The 15,157-nt window shown below is 63.6% G+C and carries 14 protein-coding genes; 11 read left to right on the plus strand and 3 right to left on the minus strand.

From position 1 onward, the window contains the following. Positions 1–31: 31 nt before the first annotated feature. Together VVR12_RS01060 and VVR12_RS01065 are read left to right on the plus strand one after the other, a co-directional pair. Complete coding sequence (locus VVR12_RS01060) at positions 32–331, plus strand: DUF3039 domain-containing protein (RefSeq protein ID WP_368549269.1); 300 nt, start codon at positions 32–34, stop codon at positions 329–331. Positions 332–410: 79 nt separating this feature from the next. After that, positions 411–2,207, plus strand: a complete 1,797-nt coding sequence (locus tag VVR12_RS01065; RefSeq protein ID WP_368549270.1) for a DEAD/DEAH box helicase — start codon at positions 411–413, stop codon at positions 2,205–2,207. 277 nt (positions 2,208–2,484) lie between these two features. Here VVR12_RS01065 and VVR12_RS01070 read toward each other — a convergent pair whose 3' ends face one another. Together VVR12_RS01070 and VVR12_RS01075 are read right to left on the minus strand one after the other, a co-directional pair. Next, positions 2,485–3,108 (minus strand): isochorismatase family protein, encoded by a 624-nt coding sequence (locus VVR12_RS01070; protein WP_368549271.1) that lies wholly within the window; start codon positions 3,106–3,108, stop codon positions 2,485–2,487. A gap of 14 nt (positions 3,109–3,122) precedes the next feature. After that, entirely contained in the window at positions 3,123–4,430 is a 1,308-nt protein-coding gene (locus tag VVR12_RS01075; RefSeq protein WP_368549272.1) for a nicotinate phosphoribosyltransferase, read from the minus strand. A gap of 236 nt (positions 4,431–4,666) precedes the next feature. Here VVR12_RS01075 and clpS point away from each other — a divergent pair, with 236 nt between their 5' ends. The 7 genes from clpS to VVR12_RS01110 are packed head-to-tail and all read left to right on the plus strand — an operon-like array spanning position 4,667 to position 9,771. Next, a complete protein-coding gene (clpS, locus tag VVR12_RS01080) occupies positions 4,667–4,951 on the plus strand; it encodes an ATP-dependent Clp protease adapter ClpS (RefSeq protein ID WP_368549923.1) in 285 nt (94 codons plus the stop codon). A gap of 2 nt (positions 4,952–4,953) precedes the next feature. Continuing rightward, positions 4,954–5,541, plus strand: a complete 588-nt coding sequence (locus VVR12_RS01085; RefSeq protein WP_368549273.1) for a DUF2017 domain-containing protein — start codon at positions 4,954–4,956, stop codon at positions 5,539–5,541. Between the two features lie 25 nt (positions 5,542–5,566). After that, the gene (murI, locus tag VVR12_RS01090) at positions 5,567–6,538 is read left to right on the plus strand and encodes a glutamate racemase (RefSeq protein ID WP_368549274.1); all 972 of its coding nucleotides are present in this window, start codon (positions 5,567–5,569) and stop codon (positions 6,536–6,538) included. Between the two features lie 14 nt (positions 6,539–6,552). Further along, on the plus strand, positions 6,553–7,413 hold the full coding sequence (locus VVR12_RS01095) for an MBL fold metallo-hydrolase (RefSeq protein WP_368549275.1): 861 nt from the start codon (positions 6,553–6,555) through the stop codon (positions 7,411–7,413). A gap of 41 nt (positions 7,414–7,454) precedes the next feature. Continuing rightward, positions 7,455–8,192, plus strand: a complete 738-nt coding sequence (gene rph / locus VVR12_RS01100; RefSeq protein ID WP_368549276.1) for a ribonuclease PH — start codon at positions 7,455–7,457, stop codon at positions 8,190–8,192. Position 8,193: 1 nt separating this feature from the next. Further along, entirely contained in the window at positions 8,194–8,826 is a 633-nt protein-coding gene (locus VVR12_RS01105) for a non-canonical purine NTP pyrophosphatase (protein WP_368549277.1), read from the plus strand. Between the two features lie 60 nt (positions 8,827–8,886). After that, a complete protein-coding gene (locus tag VVR12_RS01110; RefSeq protein WP_368549278.1) occupies positions 8,887–9,771 on the plus strand; it encodes a phosphotransferase in 885 nt (294 codons plus the stop codon). 9 nt (positions 9,772–9,780) lie between these two features. Here the strand turns inward: VVR12_RS01110 and VVR12_RS01115 are convergent, their stop codons facing one another. Beyond that, the gene (locus VVR12_RS01115) at positions 9,781–10,728 is read right to left on the minus strand and encodes an ADP-ribosylglycohydrolase family protein (protein WP_368549279.1); all 948 of its coding nucleotides are present in this window, start codon (positions 10,726–10,728) and stop codon (positions 9,781–9,783) included. Positions 10,729–10,766: 38 nt separating this feature from the next. Between VVR12_RS01115 and VVR12_RS01120 the strand changes: the two genes are divergently transcribed. Both VVR12_RS01120 and VVR12_RS01125 read left to right on the plus strand, forming a co-directional pair. Beyond that, the gene (locus VVR12_RS01120; RefSeq protein ID WP_368549280.1) at positions 10,767–11,924 is read left to right on the plus strand and encodes an exonuclease SbcCD subunit D; all 1,158 of its coding nucleotides are present in this window, start codon (positions 10,767–10,769) and stop codon (positions 11,922–11,924) included. Further along, positions 11,921–15,127, plus strand: coding sequence for an AAA family ATPase (locus VVR12_RS01125; protein ID WP_368549281.1), 3,207 nt, complete (start codon positions 11,921–11,923; stop codon positions 15,125–15,127). The genes VVR12_RS01120 and VVR12_RS01125 overlap by 4 nt, the downstream gene beginning before the upstream one ends. Positions 15,128–15,157 lie beyond the last annotated feature (30 nt).

The following is a 15,157-nucleotide window of genomic DNA, read 5'->3' on the forward strand; positions in this document are numbered from 1 at the left end:
GCACACGATACAGACAGCAAGGAGCAACACCATGTCATCGATTCCCGGAGTTGAAGACCCCTTCGCACCCGAAAAGACCGGCGGCGGCACCGGCCTGCTGGAACGCGAAGAGTTGCAGGAAATCGAACCTGGCGACCACGAGCGATTCAGCCACTACGTCCGCAAAGAGAAGATCATGGAGTCGGCACTGACTGGCAACCCCGTCCGTGCGCTGTGCGGCAAGATCTGGACTCCCGGGCGCGACCCCGAGAAGTTCCCCGTGTGCCCGCAGTGCAAGGAAATCTACGACGGTCTGCGTCCCGGTAACGACGGAGACGACGACCAGAACTAGAGCGAGCGTCCGTTAGAATCTATACGTCGCCCCGCCTCGGTGGGGCGACGTTCCGTTGTTAGGTAGCGTAGGGAGAGACATGAGCGATTCAGACCAACCATCACTTTTCGACCAGGCTCCCGCACCCGCCACCGACCTCCCTCCCGCATTCCCCAACCGTGCCGCATGGGGAACCGCCACCAAGCTACGTGCGTGGCAGGCCGAGGCGATGCACAAATACTTTTCGACGAACCCCCGCGACTTCATGGCCGTGGCGACGCCGGGCGCGGGTAAGACCACTTTCGCTCTGACCGTGGCGAAAGAGCTCTTCGACCGCGGTGTGGTCAACCGGCTTACCGTGGTGGCGCCCACCGACCACCTCAAGAAGCAGTGGGCAGACGCCGCATCCCGCGTGGGGTTGTCGATCGATCCCAACTTTAAGAATGCCGACGGCGCGCATGGACGCGGCTTCCAAGGGGTGGCGCTGACCTACTCGCAGGTGGCCAACAAACCCATGCTCCATCGAGCCCGCACCGAGAATGCGCGCACGCTGGTCATCATGGACGAGATCCACCACGCCGGTGACGCCCTCTCGTGGGGTGACGGTCTGCGCGAGGCATTCGAACCGGCCACCCGGCGTTTAGCGCTCACCGGAACGCCCTTCCGCTCTGACGATTCGCAGATCCCGTTCGTGACCTACGAAGAAGGTAGCGACGGGATTCTGCGGTCCAGTTCCGACTACTCCTACGGCTACGGCCCCGCGCTTAAAGACCACGTGGTGCGTCCGGTGATCTTCATGGCCTACTCGGGCCAGATGCGCTGGCGCACCTCGGCGGGCGAGGAGATGGCCGCCAACCTGGGCGAGGGCTTCACCAAGGACGTCACCGCGCAGGCGTGGCGCACGGCCCTGAACCCCGACGGCGAGTGGATCCCCACCGTCCTCCGCGCGGCGGATAAACGCCTGACGGAGGTGCGCCGTACCGTGCCGGACGCCGGTGCCCTCGTCATCGCCTCGGATCACACTGACGCGCGTGCCTACGCCGCCCAGTTACAACGCATTACCGGCGAAAAGCCGACCGTGGTGCTCTCCGACGACAAGACCGCCTCGCGCAAGATCGACGCCTTCTCCGAGGGCAATCAGCGCTGGATGGTCGCGGTGCGTATGGTCTCCGAAGGCGTGGACGTGCCGCGCCTGGCCGTGGGTGTTTACGCCACCAGTACCTCCACCCCGCTCTTCTTCGCGCAGGCGATTGGCCGCTTCGTGCGCGCTCGCAAGCGCGGAGAGACAGCCTCGGTCTTCCTGCCCTCCGTTCCCCAGCTGATGATGCTGGCCAACGAGATGGAGGCAGAACGCGACCACGCGCTAGACCGCAAGACCCCCGCCGAACAGGTGATCGAGGATCCGTTGAACGAGGGATTGGACGACCACCTGATCGAGGAGGCCAACCGCGAGGAACGGGCCTCCGAGCAACTTGCTCGTGGCAAATTCGAAGCCATCGGCTCGCAAGCTGAATTCCACGGCGTGCTCTTCGACGGAAGCGAATACGGCGCGACCGGGATGGAGCTGGGCTCCGACGACGACCAGGACTTCCTTGGCATCCCCGGCCTGCTCGATGCCGACCAGGTCGGAACGCTCTTGCGCGCCCGCCAGCAGGAACACTCGGTCAAATCGGGTACGCCGGCCCCCAAGGTGGTCGATCATCGCCAGCTGAAGGATCTCCGCAACAAGCTCGCTAAAAACGTCTCCGCCTATGCTATCCGCTCGGGCAAGGCCCACGGCGCGATTCACAATGAGCTGCGACGAGTGTGCGGTGGACCGCCGGTGGCGCAGGCCTCGGCCGAGCAGATTCAGGCGCGGATCGATAAGCTCGCGGACTGGTTCATCGGTCGCAAGTAGAGTTCCAGCGGCGCGGTTAGAGAGGACGTTCTGCGACTGATTCCCTCCTCGCGCTGGGCGCTCGTCAGTCCATGCGTCGCAGTCACGTGCTCTCTGCCCGCGCCGGGTAGCTGACACGCGGCTCAACGCTGGGGTCGCGCGGAAGCGACGTATGGACTGAGCCCGCCTCAGGTCGCTCAGCGACCTCATGCGGGCGAGGGAATCAGTCGCGGAGCGCGGCCGCAGCGGCCGGCCCCGAGCCTATCGGCAAGCCGCAACTGAGAGATGCGTACTTTGGTTAGCGAACGACCGTGACCCCGGCGTCCTCCAGCTCGTCGAGCGCTTCTTCGAAACCTTCTTCCGAGACCGGAGCCGTGTACTCGGCCAAGACGGTGGTCTCGTAACCGGCGTCCACGGCGTCGATGGCGGTGGCCTTGACGCAGAAGTCGGTGGCGATGCCTACCACGTGCACGTCGGTGATCTCGTGCTCGCGTAGCCAATCGTCCAGTGAGACCTTGGGGCCGTCGTCCGGCTGAGCCGAGGCGTGGGCGTCGCGTTCGCCGGTCATCACGGTGTCTTCTGGGGCCAACAAACCCTCGAACCCGGAGTAGGCAGCCTCGTACTCGCCCTTGCGGAAATACGCCTCGATGTAATCCGTATCGAGGTTAGGATGCGTCTCGGCACCCTCGGTCTCGGCGCGGCAGTGCACCGGCCAGGAGTTCTTGAAGTCAGGGTCAGACGAGAAATGCGAACCGGGATCGATGTGCCAGTCCTGGGTGGCCACGATAGCCGCGTAGTCGGTGTGGTGGTCCTCGACGTACTCGCTGATGGCGCTGGCGACATCGGCGCCTGCCTCGGTGGCTAGGGTTCCGCCGGGGCAGAAGTCGTTCTGAACGTCAACAATGATCAGTGCAGTAGACATGAGTACCTTCCGCTCTAGTTCTCGGTAAATTCGGTGGGGATCACGGGTTCGCCGTCGGAGAGCCGCGAGGCGTTGCGAGGTAACTCGGCGATGGAGCGAGCGTGGCGTACGGCTGCGTTACGCACACCCTCGGCGCCGGTGAAACCGGGCTGCACCTCACCATCGCGCACGAGGTCCACGATGAGATTGCGATCGTTGGAGTCTGCCGGGGCAGTCGCGTCGACGCCGATCACTTCGGCGGTGGCGCGTCCCTTTGCGTCGATGCGCCGCACCGCGTGTTTGCGGCCGCCCAGCGAAGCCTTACCGGAGGACGCCTTGGCTACCGGCCGCATGACTCCGTGTGCGTCTTCGCGCGAGACCACCTTATACACCATGGACGAGGTGGGGGCACCCGAACCGGTCACCAGCTTGGTACCCACCCCGTACGAGTCCACAGGAGCCGCGGCCAGCGAGGCGATGGCGTACTCGTCTAAATCGGAGGTCACGGTGATCTTGGTCGAGGTGTTGCCGAGGGAGTCCAACAGCTCGCGCACCCAGGTGGCCTGCGTGATGAGGTCGCCGGAATCCAGGCGGACGCCGCCGAGCTCGGTGCCGGCCAGCTCGACCGCAAGGCGCACGGCCTTCTCGACGTCGTAGGTATCGACCAGCAGGGTCGTGTCTTTGCCGAGGGACGCCAGCTGCGCACGGAATGCTTCTTCTTCGCTGTCGTGGAGCAGGGTGAAGGAATGCGCCGAGGTGCCGATTGTGTGAAGGCCGTAGCGGCGGCCTGCCTCGAGATTGGAGGTGCCAGTGAACCCGGCGATGACCGCGGCGCGTGCGGCGGCCACGGCTGCCTGCTCGTTGGCCCGTCGCGAACCCATTTCCAGGCAAGGACGCGTGCCGGCGGCGGTGGACATGCGCGAAGCCGCCGAGGCCACGGCCGAGTCGAAGTTCAAGATCGACAGCAGGTACGTTTCCAGGATGCAGGCCTCGGCGAAGGTGCCCTCCACCTGGAGCACGGGGGAGTGTGGGAAGAACACCTCTCCTTCGGCGTATCCGTAGATGTTGCCGCGGAACTTGAAGTCACGCAGGTACTCGAGGGTCTCGTCGTTGACGACCCGAGTTGAGGCAAGAAAATCTAGCTCCTCCTCGCCGAAGCGGAAGTCTGCCAAGCCCTCGAGAAAGCGGCCGGTACCGGCGAGCACACCATAGCGGCGGCCGGCCGGTAAGCGACGGGTGAAGACTTCGAACACGCTGTGGCGGTGGGCGGCACCGGAGGCCAGGGCGGCCTGCAACATGGTCAGTTCGTAGTGGTCGGTCAATAAAGCAGTTGAATGAGACACGCCTTAAAGCGTACTCCAGCGGGATGATGCTGTCCCGTGCGATAAGGTTTATTGCACATTATGGCGCTGAATTCCGAGCCCGTCCCGCGATTTCCGGGGCGCGTTGAATCATCAGTTCTTTCTCACATACGCCTCGGTCGTGGGCAGAAGATGGGTAAACTGTTGTTTCGACATCGACCGAGCCACCGGTGGCAGGCTCGAAAACTGGGGCTTGAGAGGAGAACTTGATGACTGTCATGCCCGATGAAGACCTCGAGCTGTCAGAAGATCTGCGGGTCAGTCCCGACACCCCCTGGCAGGTGATCGTCTGGAACGATCCCGTCAACCTCATGAGCTACGTGACCTATGTTTTCCGCTCGCATTTCGGTTTCAGTCAGGCCAAGGCCCAAGAGCTCATGTTGCAGGTTCACCACAACGGCAAGGCGATCGTTTTCACCGGTTCTCGGGAGAAGGCAGAGACCCACACCAACGCGCTGCACGGCTGGGGTCTGTGGGCCACGTTCGAACGGGCGGAGGGCTAAAGATGGCGAAAGGCTTCAAATCTACCCCTCAGGGATACTCGGCGAGCTTCAACGATGAAGAGGTGACGCTGATGATCAAACTGTTCAAGGACGTCGCGCTCACCTTAGAGCCGGAACCCGCCGAAGGCACCGACGAGCTCGCCGAGCTCGTCGGTATCACCGAAGATCCCCAGGTGCCGCTGGATCCCGCCGTGGCCAGGATGTTACCGGTGGCCAGCGATGATCCCGAGGTCGCCGACGAATTCCGGCGCTACACGGAGCGAAACCTCCGAGAAATGAAGATCGGTCACTTGAAGATGGCCGCCGTCGATATCGAAGCGAAGAACGTGGTGCTCAACGAAGAGCACGCCCGGGCTTGGGCGGCGGCCCTCAACGATGTCCGGCTCACCCTGGGTTCGCGGCTCGACATTTCTTCGGATGCAGACGCCGAGGCGGTGGCCGCCCACAACGACTGGCGCAAGGTGCAGACCGTTGAAGACTATATGTCGCTGGTCTACAACTTCGTCACCTGGTTGCAAGACACCCTCATGGAGGCCATGCTAACCCAGCTCGATGACAGCTCACCCGAGAACACAGAGGGCCGTTCCTAAACGCCCGGAACCGCGCAAGGTATTCATGAATAGCAGAGACGAACACGATCCCACCCCCGCCACGGTGCAGACGCCGTGGGGCACCCAGATCCCCGCGCGTCCGACTCCTTCAGCACCCATCGGGGTCTTCGATTCTGGCGTCGGCGGGCTCACCGTGGCTCGCGCCGTCATGGATCAGTTGCCGCACGAGAACATCATCTACGTGGGCGACACCGCACACGGCCCCTACGGTCCGCTGACCATCGCTGAGGTGCGCGCCAATGCGCTGCGCATTATGGACGAGCTCGTCGACTCGGGCGTGAAGATGCTGGTTATCGCGTGCAACACCGCCTCCGCCGCCGTCCTGCGGGACGCCCGGGAACGGTACACCCGCAAATACGGCATCCCGGTGGTTGAGGTGATCCAACCCGCTGCCCGGCGCGCCGTGGCGGCAACCCGTAACGGAAAGATCGGCGTCATCGCCACCGAAGCCACCGTCACCTCTCGCGCCTACGAAGATACGTTCAACGTCTCGGGCCACGAGATCTTCTCGGTGGCGTGCCCGCGCTTTGTGGAGTTCGTCGAAAGCGGTGTGACCAGTGGGCCGGAGCTGTTGGCCACCGCCGAAGAGTATCTGGCGCCGCTGAAAGAGGCCGGAGTCGATACGCTGGTGCTCGGTTGCACCCACTACCCGTTGCTGACGGGCGTGATCTCCTACATCATGGGGGAGGGCGTGACGCTGGTTTCTTCGTCCGAAGAATCCGCCAAAGATGTGTATCGGGCCCTGGTCAAACACGGGATGGAACGCGTCACCGATTTGCCCACCCACCACGAATTTCTGGCCACCGGCGAGACCGAGTCGTTCGAGAAGCTGGCGCGGCGCTTTCTCGGCCCCGAGGTGGCCCAGGTTCGGCACACCGAGTCGGTGGCCGAGCAGTTCCCCACCGGATCTTTGGCCATTGTGGATCCGCACCAGGCGATCACGCCGCAGACCGTGATCGTCACGGATGAGAAGTAGAGGACTAGAAGACCATGCGTTTGACCGTGATCGGTTGTTCGGGCTCATTCCCCAGCCCCACCAGCCCCGCCTCGTGCTACCTCATTGAGGCCACCGCCCCCGATGGTCGGCAGTGGAAAATGTTGATGGATATGGGCAACGGAGCCATGAGTGGCTTGCTTCAGCACGTGGAGCGTCTGCAAGACATCGACGCGATCCTCATCAGCCACCTGCACCCAGACCACTGCATCGACCTCTCCGGTATGCACGTGGCCGTCAAGTGGGACCCTCGCGGTTGGGGCCGCGGGCCGATTCCGCTCTACGGCCCCACCGACATCCACGAATACCTGTTGCACACCCACGGTCTGACGATGGAAACGGGTATGCACACGGAGTTTGAGTTCCACGCGTGGACCCCTCGTCAACCCGTGCAGATTGGTCCCTTTACCGTGGAGCCTTTCTTGGTCGACCATCCCGTCAAGGAGCCCTACGCTCTGCGCATCGAATGCAACTCGATCAACGGGCGCACCCTGCTGACCTACTCGGGCGACACCGATTCGTGCCAGGGGTTGGTGGACGCCGCCGAGGGCGTGGACCTGTTCCTGTGCGAGGCCGCCTATCAGGAAGGTCGAGACGACCACCTTCGGGGCATCCACCTGACCGGCAAACGGGCTGCCGAAGCGGCGAAACAGGCGGGGGCGAGGAATCTCATGCTGACCCACCTGCCCATCTGGAACGATCCCTCGGTGATCCGCGCCGAGGCCGAGGCTGTCTTCGACGGCGGCATCGGCATGGCGGAAACCGGGGCGACCTACCTGGTGCACCCCGCCGCCGAGGTCAACCTCTACGAAGACACCTCGACCGGGACGCTGAGCCCGATCGGCCGCACTTTCTAACCTGAACTTTTACCCTGATCTCATTTTCCAAGGAGAACCCCATGAGCACCGAATCCCTCCGTGCCGACGGCCGCGCCATCGACGAGCTTCGCCCGATCTCGATTACCCGTGGGTGGTCGAGGAACGCCGAAGGCTCGGCGCTGATTGAGTTTGGCAACACCCGGGTGCTGTGCACCGCGTCCTTTACCGAGGGCGTACCCCGCTGGCTCAAGGGCGAAGGCAAGGGATGGGTGACCGCCGAGTACGCCATGCTCCCGCGCGCGACCCATTCCCGCTCTTCGCGTGAGTCGGTCAAGGGTAAGATCGGCGGCCGCACCCACGAGATCTCGCGGTTGATCGGACGCTCACTGCGTGCGGTGATCGACACCAAACAGCTGGGAGAAAATACCATCGTGCTCGACTGCGACGTGCTGCAGGCCGACGGCGGCACCCGTACCGCTGCGATCACCGGCGCCTACGTGGCCCTGGCTGAATCGATTGCCTGGGCCAAGTCAGAAGGCATCTTGCCGCAGCGGGCCAAGCCCCTGACCGGTTCGGTGTCTGCGGTGTCGGTGGGCATCATCGACGGCACGCCGATGCTGGATTTGCCCTACGTCGAGGACGTCCGGGCCGAGACCGATATGAACGTTGTGGTTACCGGTGAAGGCAAGTTCGTCGAGGTTCAGGGCACCGCCGAAGGCGCGCCTTTCGACCGTGAAGAGCTGAATACCCTTTTGGATTTGGCCCTGGTCGGCACCGAGCAGCTGGCCAACATTCAGCGCGAGGTGCTGGGGGAGTAGCATGGGCGCGAAAGTAGTACTGGCCTCACACAACCAAGGCAAACTGCGCGAACTGCGCGAGATTCTGCGCGGTCAAATCGACGGCCTGGACGTGGACACCGAGGTGGTCGACGCCGCCGCCGTCAACGCTCCCGACGTTGTCGAAGACGGCGTCACCTTCGCCGAGAACTCGTTGAAGAAGGCACACGCGGTCGCCCAAGCCACGGGGTTGATCGCTATCGCCGACGATTCCGGCCTAGCGGTGGACGTCCTCGGTGGGGCTCCGGGCATCTTTTCGGCCCGGTGGGCCGGTCGTCACGGTGACGACGCGGCGAATCTCAACCTGTTGCTGAACCAGCTGGCCGATATCGCCGATGAGCACCGCGGGGCTCGTTTCTGTTGCGCCGCCTCGCTGGCGACTCCCGCCGGCGATGAAGCCGTCGAATACGGTGAATTGCCGGGTACGCTCTTGCACGCCCCGGCCGGGGACGGCGGATTCGGTTACGACCCGATCCTGGCGCCGACTGAGTTGACCGGGGACGACGCAGGGAAGTCCTGCGCGCAGATCCCGGCTGAAATGAAGAACTCCATTAGTCATCGCGCACGAGCGTTTACCGCGTTGATTCCGCATCTACGCGCCGCGCTGACCGAATAGTTTCGCAGACCACGTGATCGGGACTATTCTGATGTACATCACGTGGTGAGGGGGAAAATCATGGCACCGCACACAGCGCACCTGGAACAAGCCAGATATCTACCGGTCGTACAGGCCGTCATGGCTCAGGCAGGCCTGAATATCGCACAGGATCGTTGGGACATCCGCACCGAAGGCTCGGCCCATATTGTGATCAATATGGGTAATTTGCTCTCCGTGCGGGTGGCGAAAACCCCGGAGGTCGGGCAAAAAGTCGCCCGGCGGACCGAGGTACTACGCCGGATGCCGCATAACCTGCCCTTCGAGGTGCCCCGTCCGGTGACCCGCACCATTTCGCGTCACGGGTACACCGCCTGCGGTGTGTCGTGGATTCAGGGTGAGCCGCGGCGTCCCGGGCCAGCCCCGGTGAAGGCAATAGCCCAGCTGACCCGATCGATCCACGGCATCGATTACGACGGCATGGAGCCTTATCTCGATCAACCCCATGAGCACTGGGGCGGGAAGGACTGGGCGGCCACCCTGCGTGAGGCGGTCATCCCGCACCTGTTGCGAAGCAACCGGAAAACAGCGGAGGCAGTGCTGGACCATGTGCTCTCCCTTGACGAGGTCACCCCGACCTTCATTCACAACGACCTGGCCGGTCACAACATCCTCTGGAACGGAGATAAGCTCACCGGCGTGATCGATTGGGATCACGCCACGATCGCCGATCCCGCCTACGACTGGGCCTCCCTCGGAAGCTGGTACGGCTGGGAAAGCCTACGCAAGGCCATCACCGCCGAAGAGGAGAAACGGGCGAAGGTGCTCGAACATCTGCTGGCCTTCCAAGCCGTCGCCTACGCCGTCAATAACTGCAAGGGTGGGGCCATCGTGCGCCTGGCTCTGGAACGGGCCGACCGCTACCTCATGGATCGCAAAGACGACATCCTCACGCCCACTCTGTAAACCAGAGAGCTAGGAGGCTCCCCGGAACCCCAGTTCCCGCGCCCATTGACGACTTAGCAGATCGATCGCCGCCTCGCATTCCAGCGGCGAGTTCGCGGTCGAACTCAACACCGCGGGGCCGTGAGCGGCGGCGAGAAGCATGGCGGCCAACTGTCCTTCCTCGCCGGTGGTGCCGCGGAGCGCATCCTCCACATCCAGCGTCTTACCCGATGCGTTGGCGGCCTCCTCCGCGGCGATGGCAATAGACAGCGCCTGTTGCACCATTCCGCTCAGGCCGTCGGTGTTTGTCAGGCCATTCACGGGCAACTGCTGACTCCAGCTACGTACCCACGCACCGGCGTCCTGAACCGCACTGGGGGTGCCGGCGAGCGCCAGGCAACAACGCACCAACCCCGCAAACATGACACACGAGGCCAGCGTCTGGCGGTCGTTGTGGGTCAGCGCCGCCGTCTTGGCACACAGTTGCGCGATCGTGGCGTCTTCGGCAACGGGAAGGATGCCCAGTGCCGCGCTGCGGACCACAGCCCCCGAGCCGCTCTGATCGGGATGTGGGGCGGGGTCTAAGAGTTGCATCTCTCCGCTGCCGAGGGCGTCCTCAACGGCGGGGTCTACCGGGGAGAAAGTCGACATCCCGGGTTGGTCGTCCAGCGCTCGCGGCAACGAGAACGGGGCGTTCTCCGGCCAGGGGCGGCCGGTATTGCGATACCAACGCAAGAGGGAGAGCCAGACGCAGGCAACCTCGTCTGCGGCGGAACCTTCGTTATTCCACTCCAAGACCTCGCACACCCCGTCGAGAGTGTGCAACAGAAGCTGGGTGGGGCTTCCCGTGTTTCCCGTGGCGCGGGTTTGGGGATCGTAGCGAGCCGTAGCGGTCAACATGGCCCGAATATGGTCGTGATAGGTCTGGCTCTGGGCGTCGGGGCAGGGCAGGGGTGTGGGTGCTACGTTCTCGGTCATGGCCTCTATTCTAATGACGACTTCGATACATTAGAGGTATGCGTATCTTGCACACCTCCGACTGGCACCTGGGCCGCTCCTTCCATGGAATGTCTTTACATCGTCTAACCAAAGACCTGCTCGATGAACTGGTGCAGACCGTCGTCGATGAGCGGATTGATGTGGTGTTGGTCGCCGGTGATGTCTACGATCAGGCTCAGCCTCGCACCGAGACCATCGGTTTGCTCTCCTCCGTTCTAGAACGTTTGGCCGATGCGGGGTGTGCGGTGGTGCTCTCGAGCGGCAACCACGATTCGGCGGTGCGGTTGGCCTTCGCGGCGAACCTGCTGTCGAAGTCGGGAATTCACCTCGTCACGGACTCGCAGAGCCTGGGCACCCCTGTGACGATCACACGCGGAGTTACCACCGTGGCGATCTACCCGATTCCGTACCTCGAACCGCGCGCGGTGGCGGAGAGTCTCGGCACTGAACCCAGCCACGAAGCCGTGTTGACTGAGGCCTGCGAGCGCATTCGGCAGGACGCCGCCGGCCGGGATGTCGCGGCGAAGATCGTCATGGCGCATTGCTTTGCCACCGGTGCCGAACCCTCGGCATCGGAACGCGACATTAGCGTCGGCGGTGCGATCTCGGTGAGCCAGCAGATCTTTGCGGGCTTCGATTACGCCGCGCTGGGCCACCTGCACGGCAGACAGCGCCTCTCTGAAACCGTCCGCTATTCCGGATCGCTACTGGCCTATAGCTTCTCCGAGGAGAAGCATCGCAAGGGCGGCTGGATCATCGACGTGGGGCCTGATGGAGTGAGCGAGATTCGGGAGCATCGGTGGGATACGAAGCTACCGTTGGTGTCGTTGACTGGCACTCTGGAAGAGTTGCTAACTGACGAGAAATATGCTGCCCACGTTCACGACGTCTGTCGGATCACCCTGACCGACGCGCAGCGTCCGTTGGGAGCCATCGACCGCCTGCGGCAACGCTTTGACACCGTTGCCGAGCTGAACTTCGCCCCGTCGGGGGACACCCTTCGCCGGGAACGGCCCAGTCTGCACCAGTTACACGAGAAACCGGTCACCGAGGTGTGCGGCGATTTCTATCAGCATGTGCGGCAGGCCGAGCTCAGCGAGGAGGAGAGCCGATTCCTGAACCGGATAACCACCGGGGTCAAAGAAGAACTCAACCATAGGGACGTGCACGCATGAGAATTCACCGGTTAAGACTTTCAGCCTACGGTCCGTTTCCCGGCACCGTCGAGATCGATTTCGACAACCTCAACGAGGCCGGCATCTTCTTACTCAACGGCCCTACCGGCTCGGGGAAATCTTCTATTCTGGACGCGATCTGCTTCGCCCTCTATGGGGACACCTCGCAGAAACGCCCCGACCTGAAGTCTCATTTCGCCCCGCCGAGCGCCAAGCCCGAGGTGGAACTGGAATGCACCATCGGCGACGAACGCTACCACATCATCCGAAGCCCCCAGTGGGATCGGCCGAAGAAGCGCGGCACCGGGTATCTGACGGAGAACGCCAAGGTGCTGTTGCGCCGCCGTGAAGGGGACGAGTGGGTTCCGGTGAGCGCCAACCAGCGGGAGGCAGGAGCACACATCACCGGCCGCATCGGGCTCAATCGAGAGCAGTTCACACAGGTGATTCTGCTTCCACAGGGTGATTTCGCGTCCTTCTTGAAGGCCGGCTCCAGCGAACGTGAGCAATTGCTGAAGAAACTGTTCCCGGTGGAGACCTATGAACAGGTCCAGGCGAGGTTACTTGAAGAGTCGAGAGCGGCCGGCCAGGGAGTTCAGGAGATTCAACGGGGGTTGGAACGAATTGCCGAGGACGGCGCGGCCATCTTTGCACGGGTGGGGTCACACGCTGCCGACGGCTTCCTCGTCCACCATGAAAACCTTCTGGGGATAGACACCGCACCGATGACCCAGGAAGGGGCATCTGCCTCAGTCATGGACGAAACGACAGAGGCAGATTCCGAGGAGTCTGAGCAGACCGGCGAAGAGGGGGAGCGGGCGCCCTCCGGATGTGAGGACACCGCCCTGACCCTGGAGGGGTACCTCAGCCACCTCGGTCAACAACTGCAACGACTCACCCCGGTACGCGCAACTCTCGATGAGCGATTGCAGACCACGCAGGCTCAAGCCACCGAGGCCCGGCATCTGAGCCAGAACTGGGCCGAATTTGAGCGTCTCCAGGAGGAGTTGGAGCGGTACCACCAGGCCGAGGAGAGCGTGCGTGCCGTCGAGTCGACGGTTGCCCTGGCTCAGGCTTCGGCCGCGTTGAACCCCTACGAACAGGCGCTCACCCGCGCCCAACGCGAGGATGAAGCGGCATACCACCTGTGTGAAACGGCACTGGCCGACACCCGAGATGCTCAACAGGCCGAGGCGATCGATGCGGCACTGGAGCGGACAAGCCTGCTCGACCAGTTAGCCACCCTGGTAAACACCACCACGGAGGAGATCCCCTCTCAGCTGATGCACGACCTGGGGCAGTGGTCGGAGACAGTCGACTCACACCGTCTCGAGTTGCGGGAACTCGCGGCCGAACAGCGGAGACTGGAAGCAGAGCGCCGCCAGCTCGTTCATCTCGAGGAACAACAACGACGGTTCACCGACGAGACCGAGGCCCTTCAACAGCGCCTGACCCAGCTTCGCGAGGAATACCGGCAACTCGACGATCAGCGTATCGCCCCCCAGGACCTACCCTCCATCGAAGCCGCGGAGACCGTGCAGCAGCGTAGCCGCACCGACCTCGCCGCGGCCGAGAACCTGCAGAGCCTGCGAGACGAGCGCGAGCGATTGGCGGCAACCGCCGAACAACGCGAAAAGGCCCGTCAACAGGCGTCCAACGACGCCGAGCAACTCCTGCAACGCCGCTATACTCAGGCCGCGCAGGTGCTCGCCACCGAGCTGAAAACCGGTGAACCCTGCCCCGTATGCGGGGGAACCGAGCACCCTCAACCTGCAGCCTTTACCGATCAAGAGACCCCGGTCGAGGCGCACCACGTGGCAGAAGCACAGCGGCAGCGCGCCGCTGCCGAGGACGCCGCTCAGCACGCCCAGCAGGAACTGACCGCCCACGCCGGACGCATCCGGGCGGCGGAAGAATCCGGCGTGCAGACCGTGGCCCAGGCCACCGCAGCGTTGGAGGCCGCAGAGCATCGTTTAGCGCAGGCACGGGAGGCCCATCGCGCCGCAACCCGCCTAGAAGAGCGCATTCAGAGTCTCCACGACAGCATCGAGACCCAGAACCAGAAACTGGTGGAACTCCAGCGCGAAGAAGCCGCAGCAGAACGTTCCCGCGCCGACACCGCACAGCGCGTGCATACCGCCGAGGAACAGCTCGCGGAACACCGCACCGAGCACCCCTTTACCCTGCGGCAGGAGGCCTGCGCGCAGCTGGGTGAACGGCTCAAGGTGCTGCTCGACGCCCTGCGCCAGCGCCAAGGCACCCGCGATCGGAGTAGTGCGGCCGACGCGGAATACGAACGCCATCTTGCGAACTCGCCCTTCGACACCCGCGAGACGGCCCACTCCACCCGGCTCGAACCCGCCCGCATCGAAGAGCTACAGAACACCATCCGGCAGCACCGCGACGGCCTCACCGGCGTCCGCTCCAGATTGCAAGCCCCGGCAATGCTCGATATCCACGAGCGCAAAGAGGGCGGGCAGACGCCACCCGCCCCGGAAGACCTCGAAAGGCTCGCCGAGGCCCACCGCCGCGTCGGTGCCGCGCGCGACGAGCTGATCTCGTTAACCACCTCGCTCACGCAAGCCCACGAGAGCCTGACCCAGCTGATCACCCAGTACCACCGCCAGGCCGCCGAGTCCGAAGAACAACGAGCCCGCTATCAGATGGTCAAAAACCTCGCGGACGCTGCCAACGGCACAGGTGGGAACAACGCCCTGTCGATGCCGCTGACCACCTACGTCCTGGCGGCTCAACTACAAGACGTAGCGGCCGCGGCAACCGGGCACCTGCAGGCGATGACTCACGACCGCTACCAGCTGCGCTACACCGATGCCAAGAGCGGCCACGGCAAGTCTGGGCTGGGTATCGCCGTCTACGACAACTGGCACGACACCGAACGCAAACCCAGCACGCTCTCGGGTGGCGAGACCTTCATGGCATCCCTGGCGCTGGCCCTCGGGCTGGCCGACGTCGTCCAGGCACGCCACGGCGGCATTGAAATTGATACCCTATTCGTCGACGAAGGGTTCGGCACCCTCGACGATTCGGCGCTGGAAGAAGTCATGGCAACCCTCGACGACCTCCGCGAACACGGCCGCGTGATCGGCCTGATCTCGCACGTGGCCGAAATGAAGAACCGCATCCACGCGCAGATCCAACTCACCACCTCACCGGAAGGCTCGGCAATTGTCGCAGACGCCTAAAACCCCCGCATCCCGCGTGCGATCTGTTCT

It is taken from the genome of Rothia sp. LK2588 (genome assembly GCF_040946465.1).
GTDB lineage: Bacteria > Actinomycetota > Actinomycetes > Actinomycetales > Micrococcaceae > Rothia.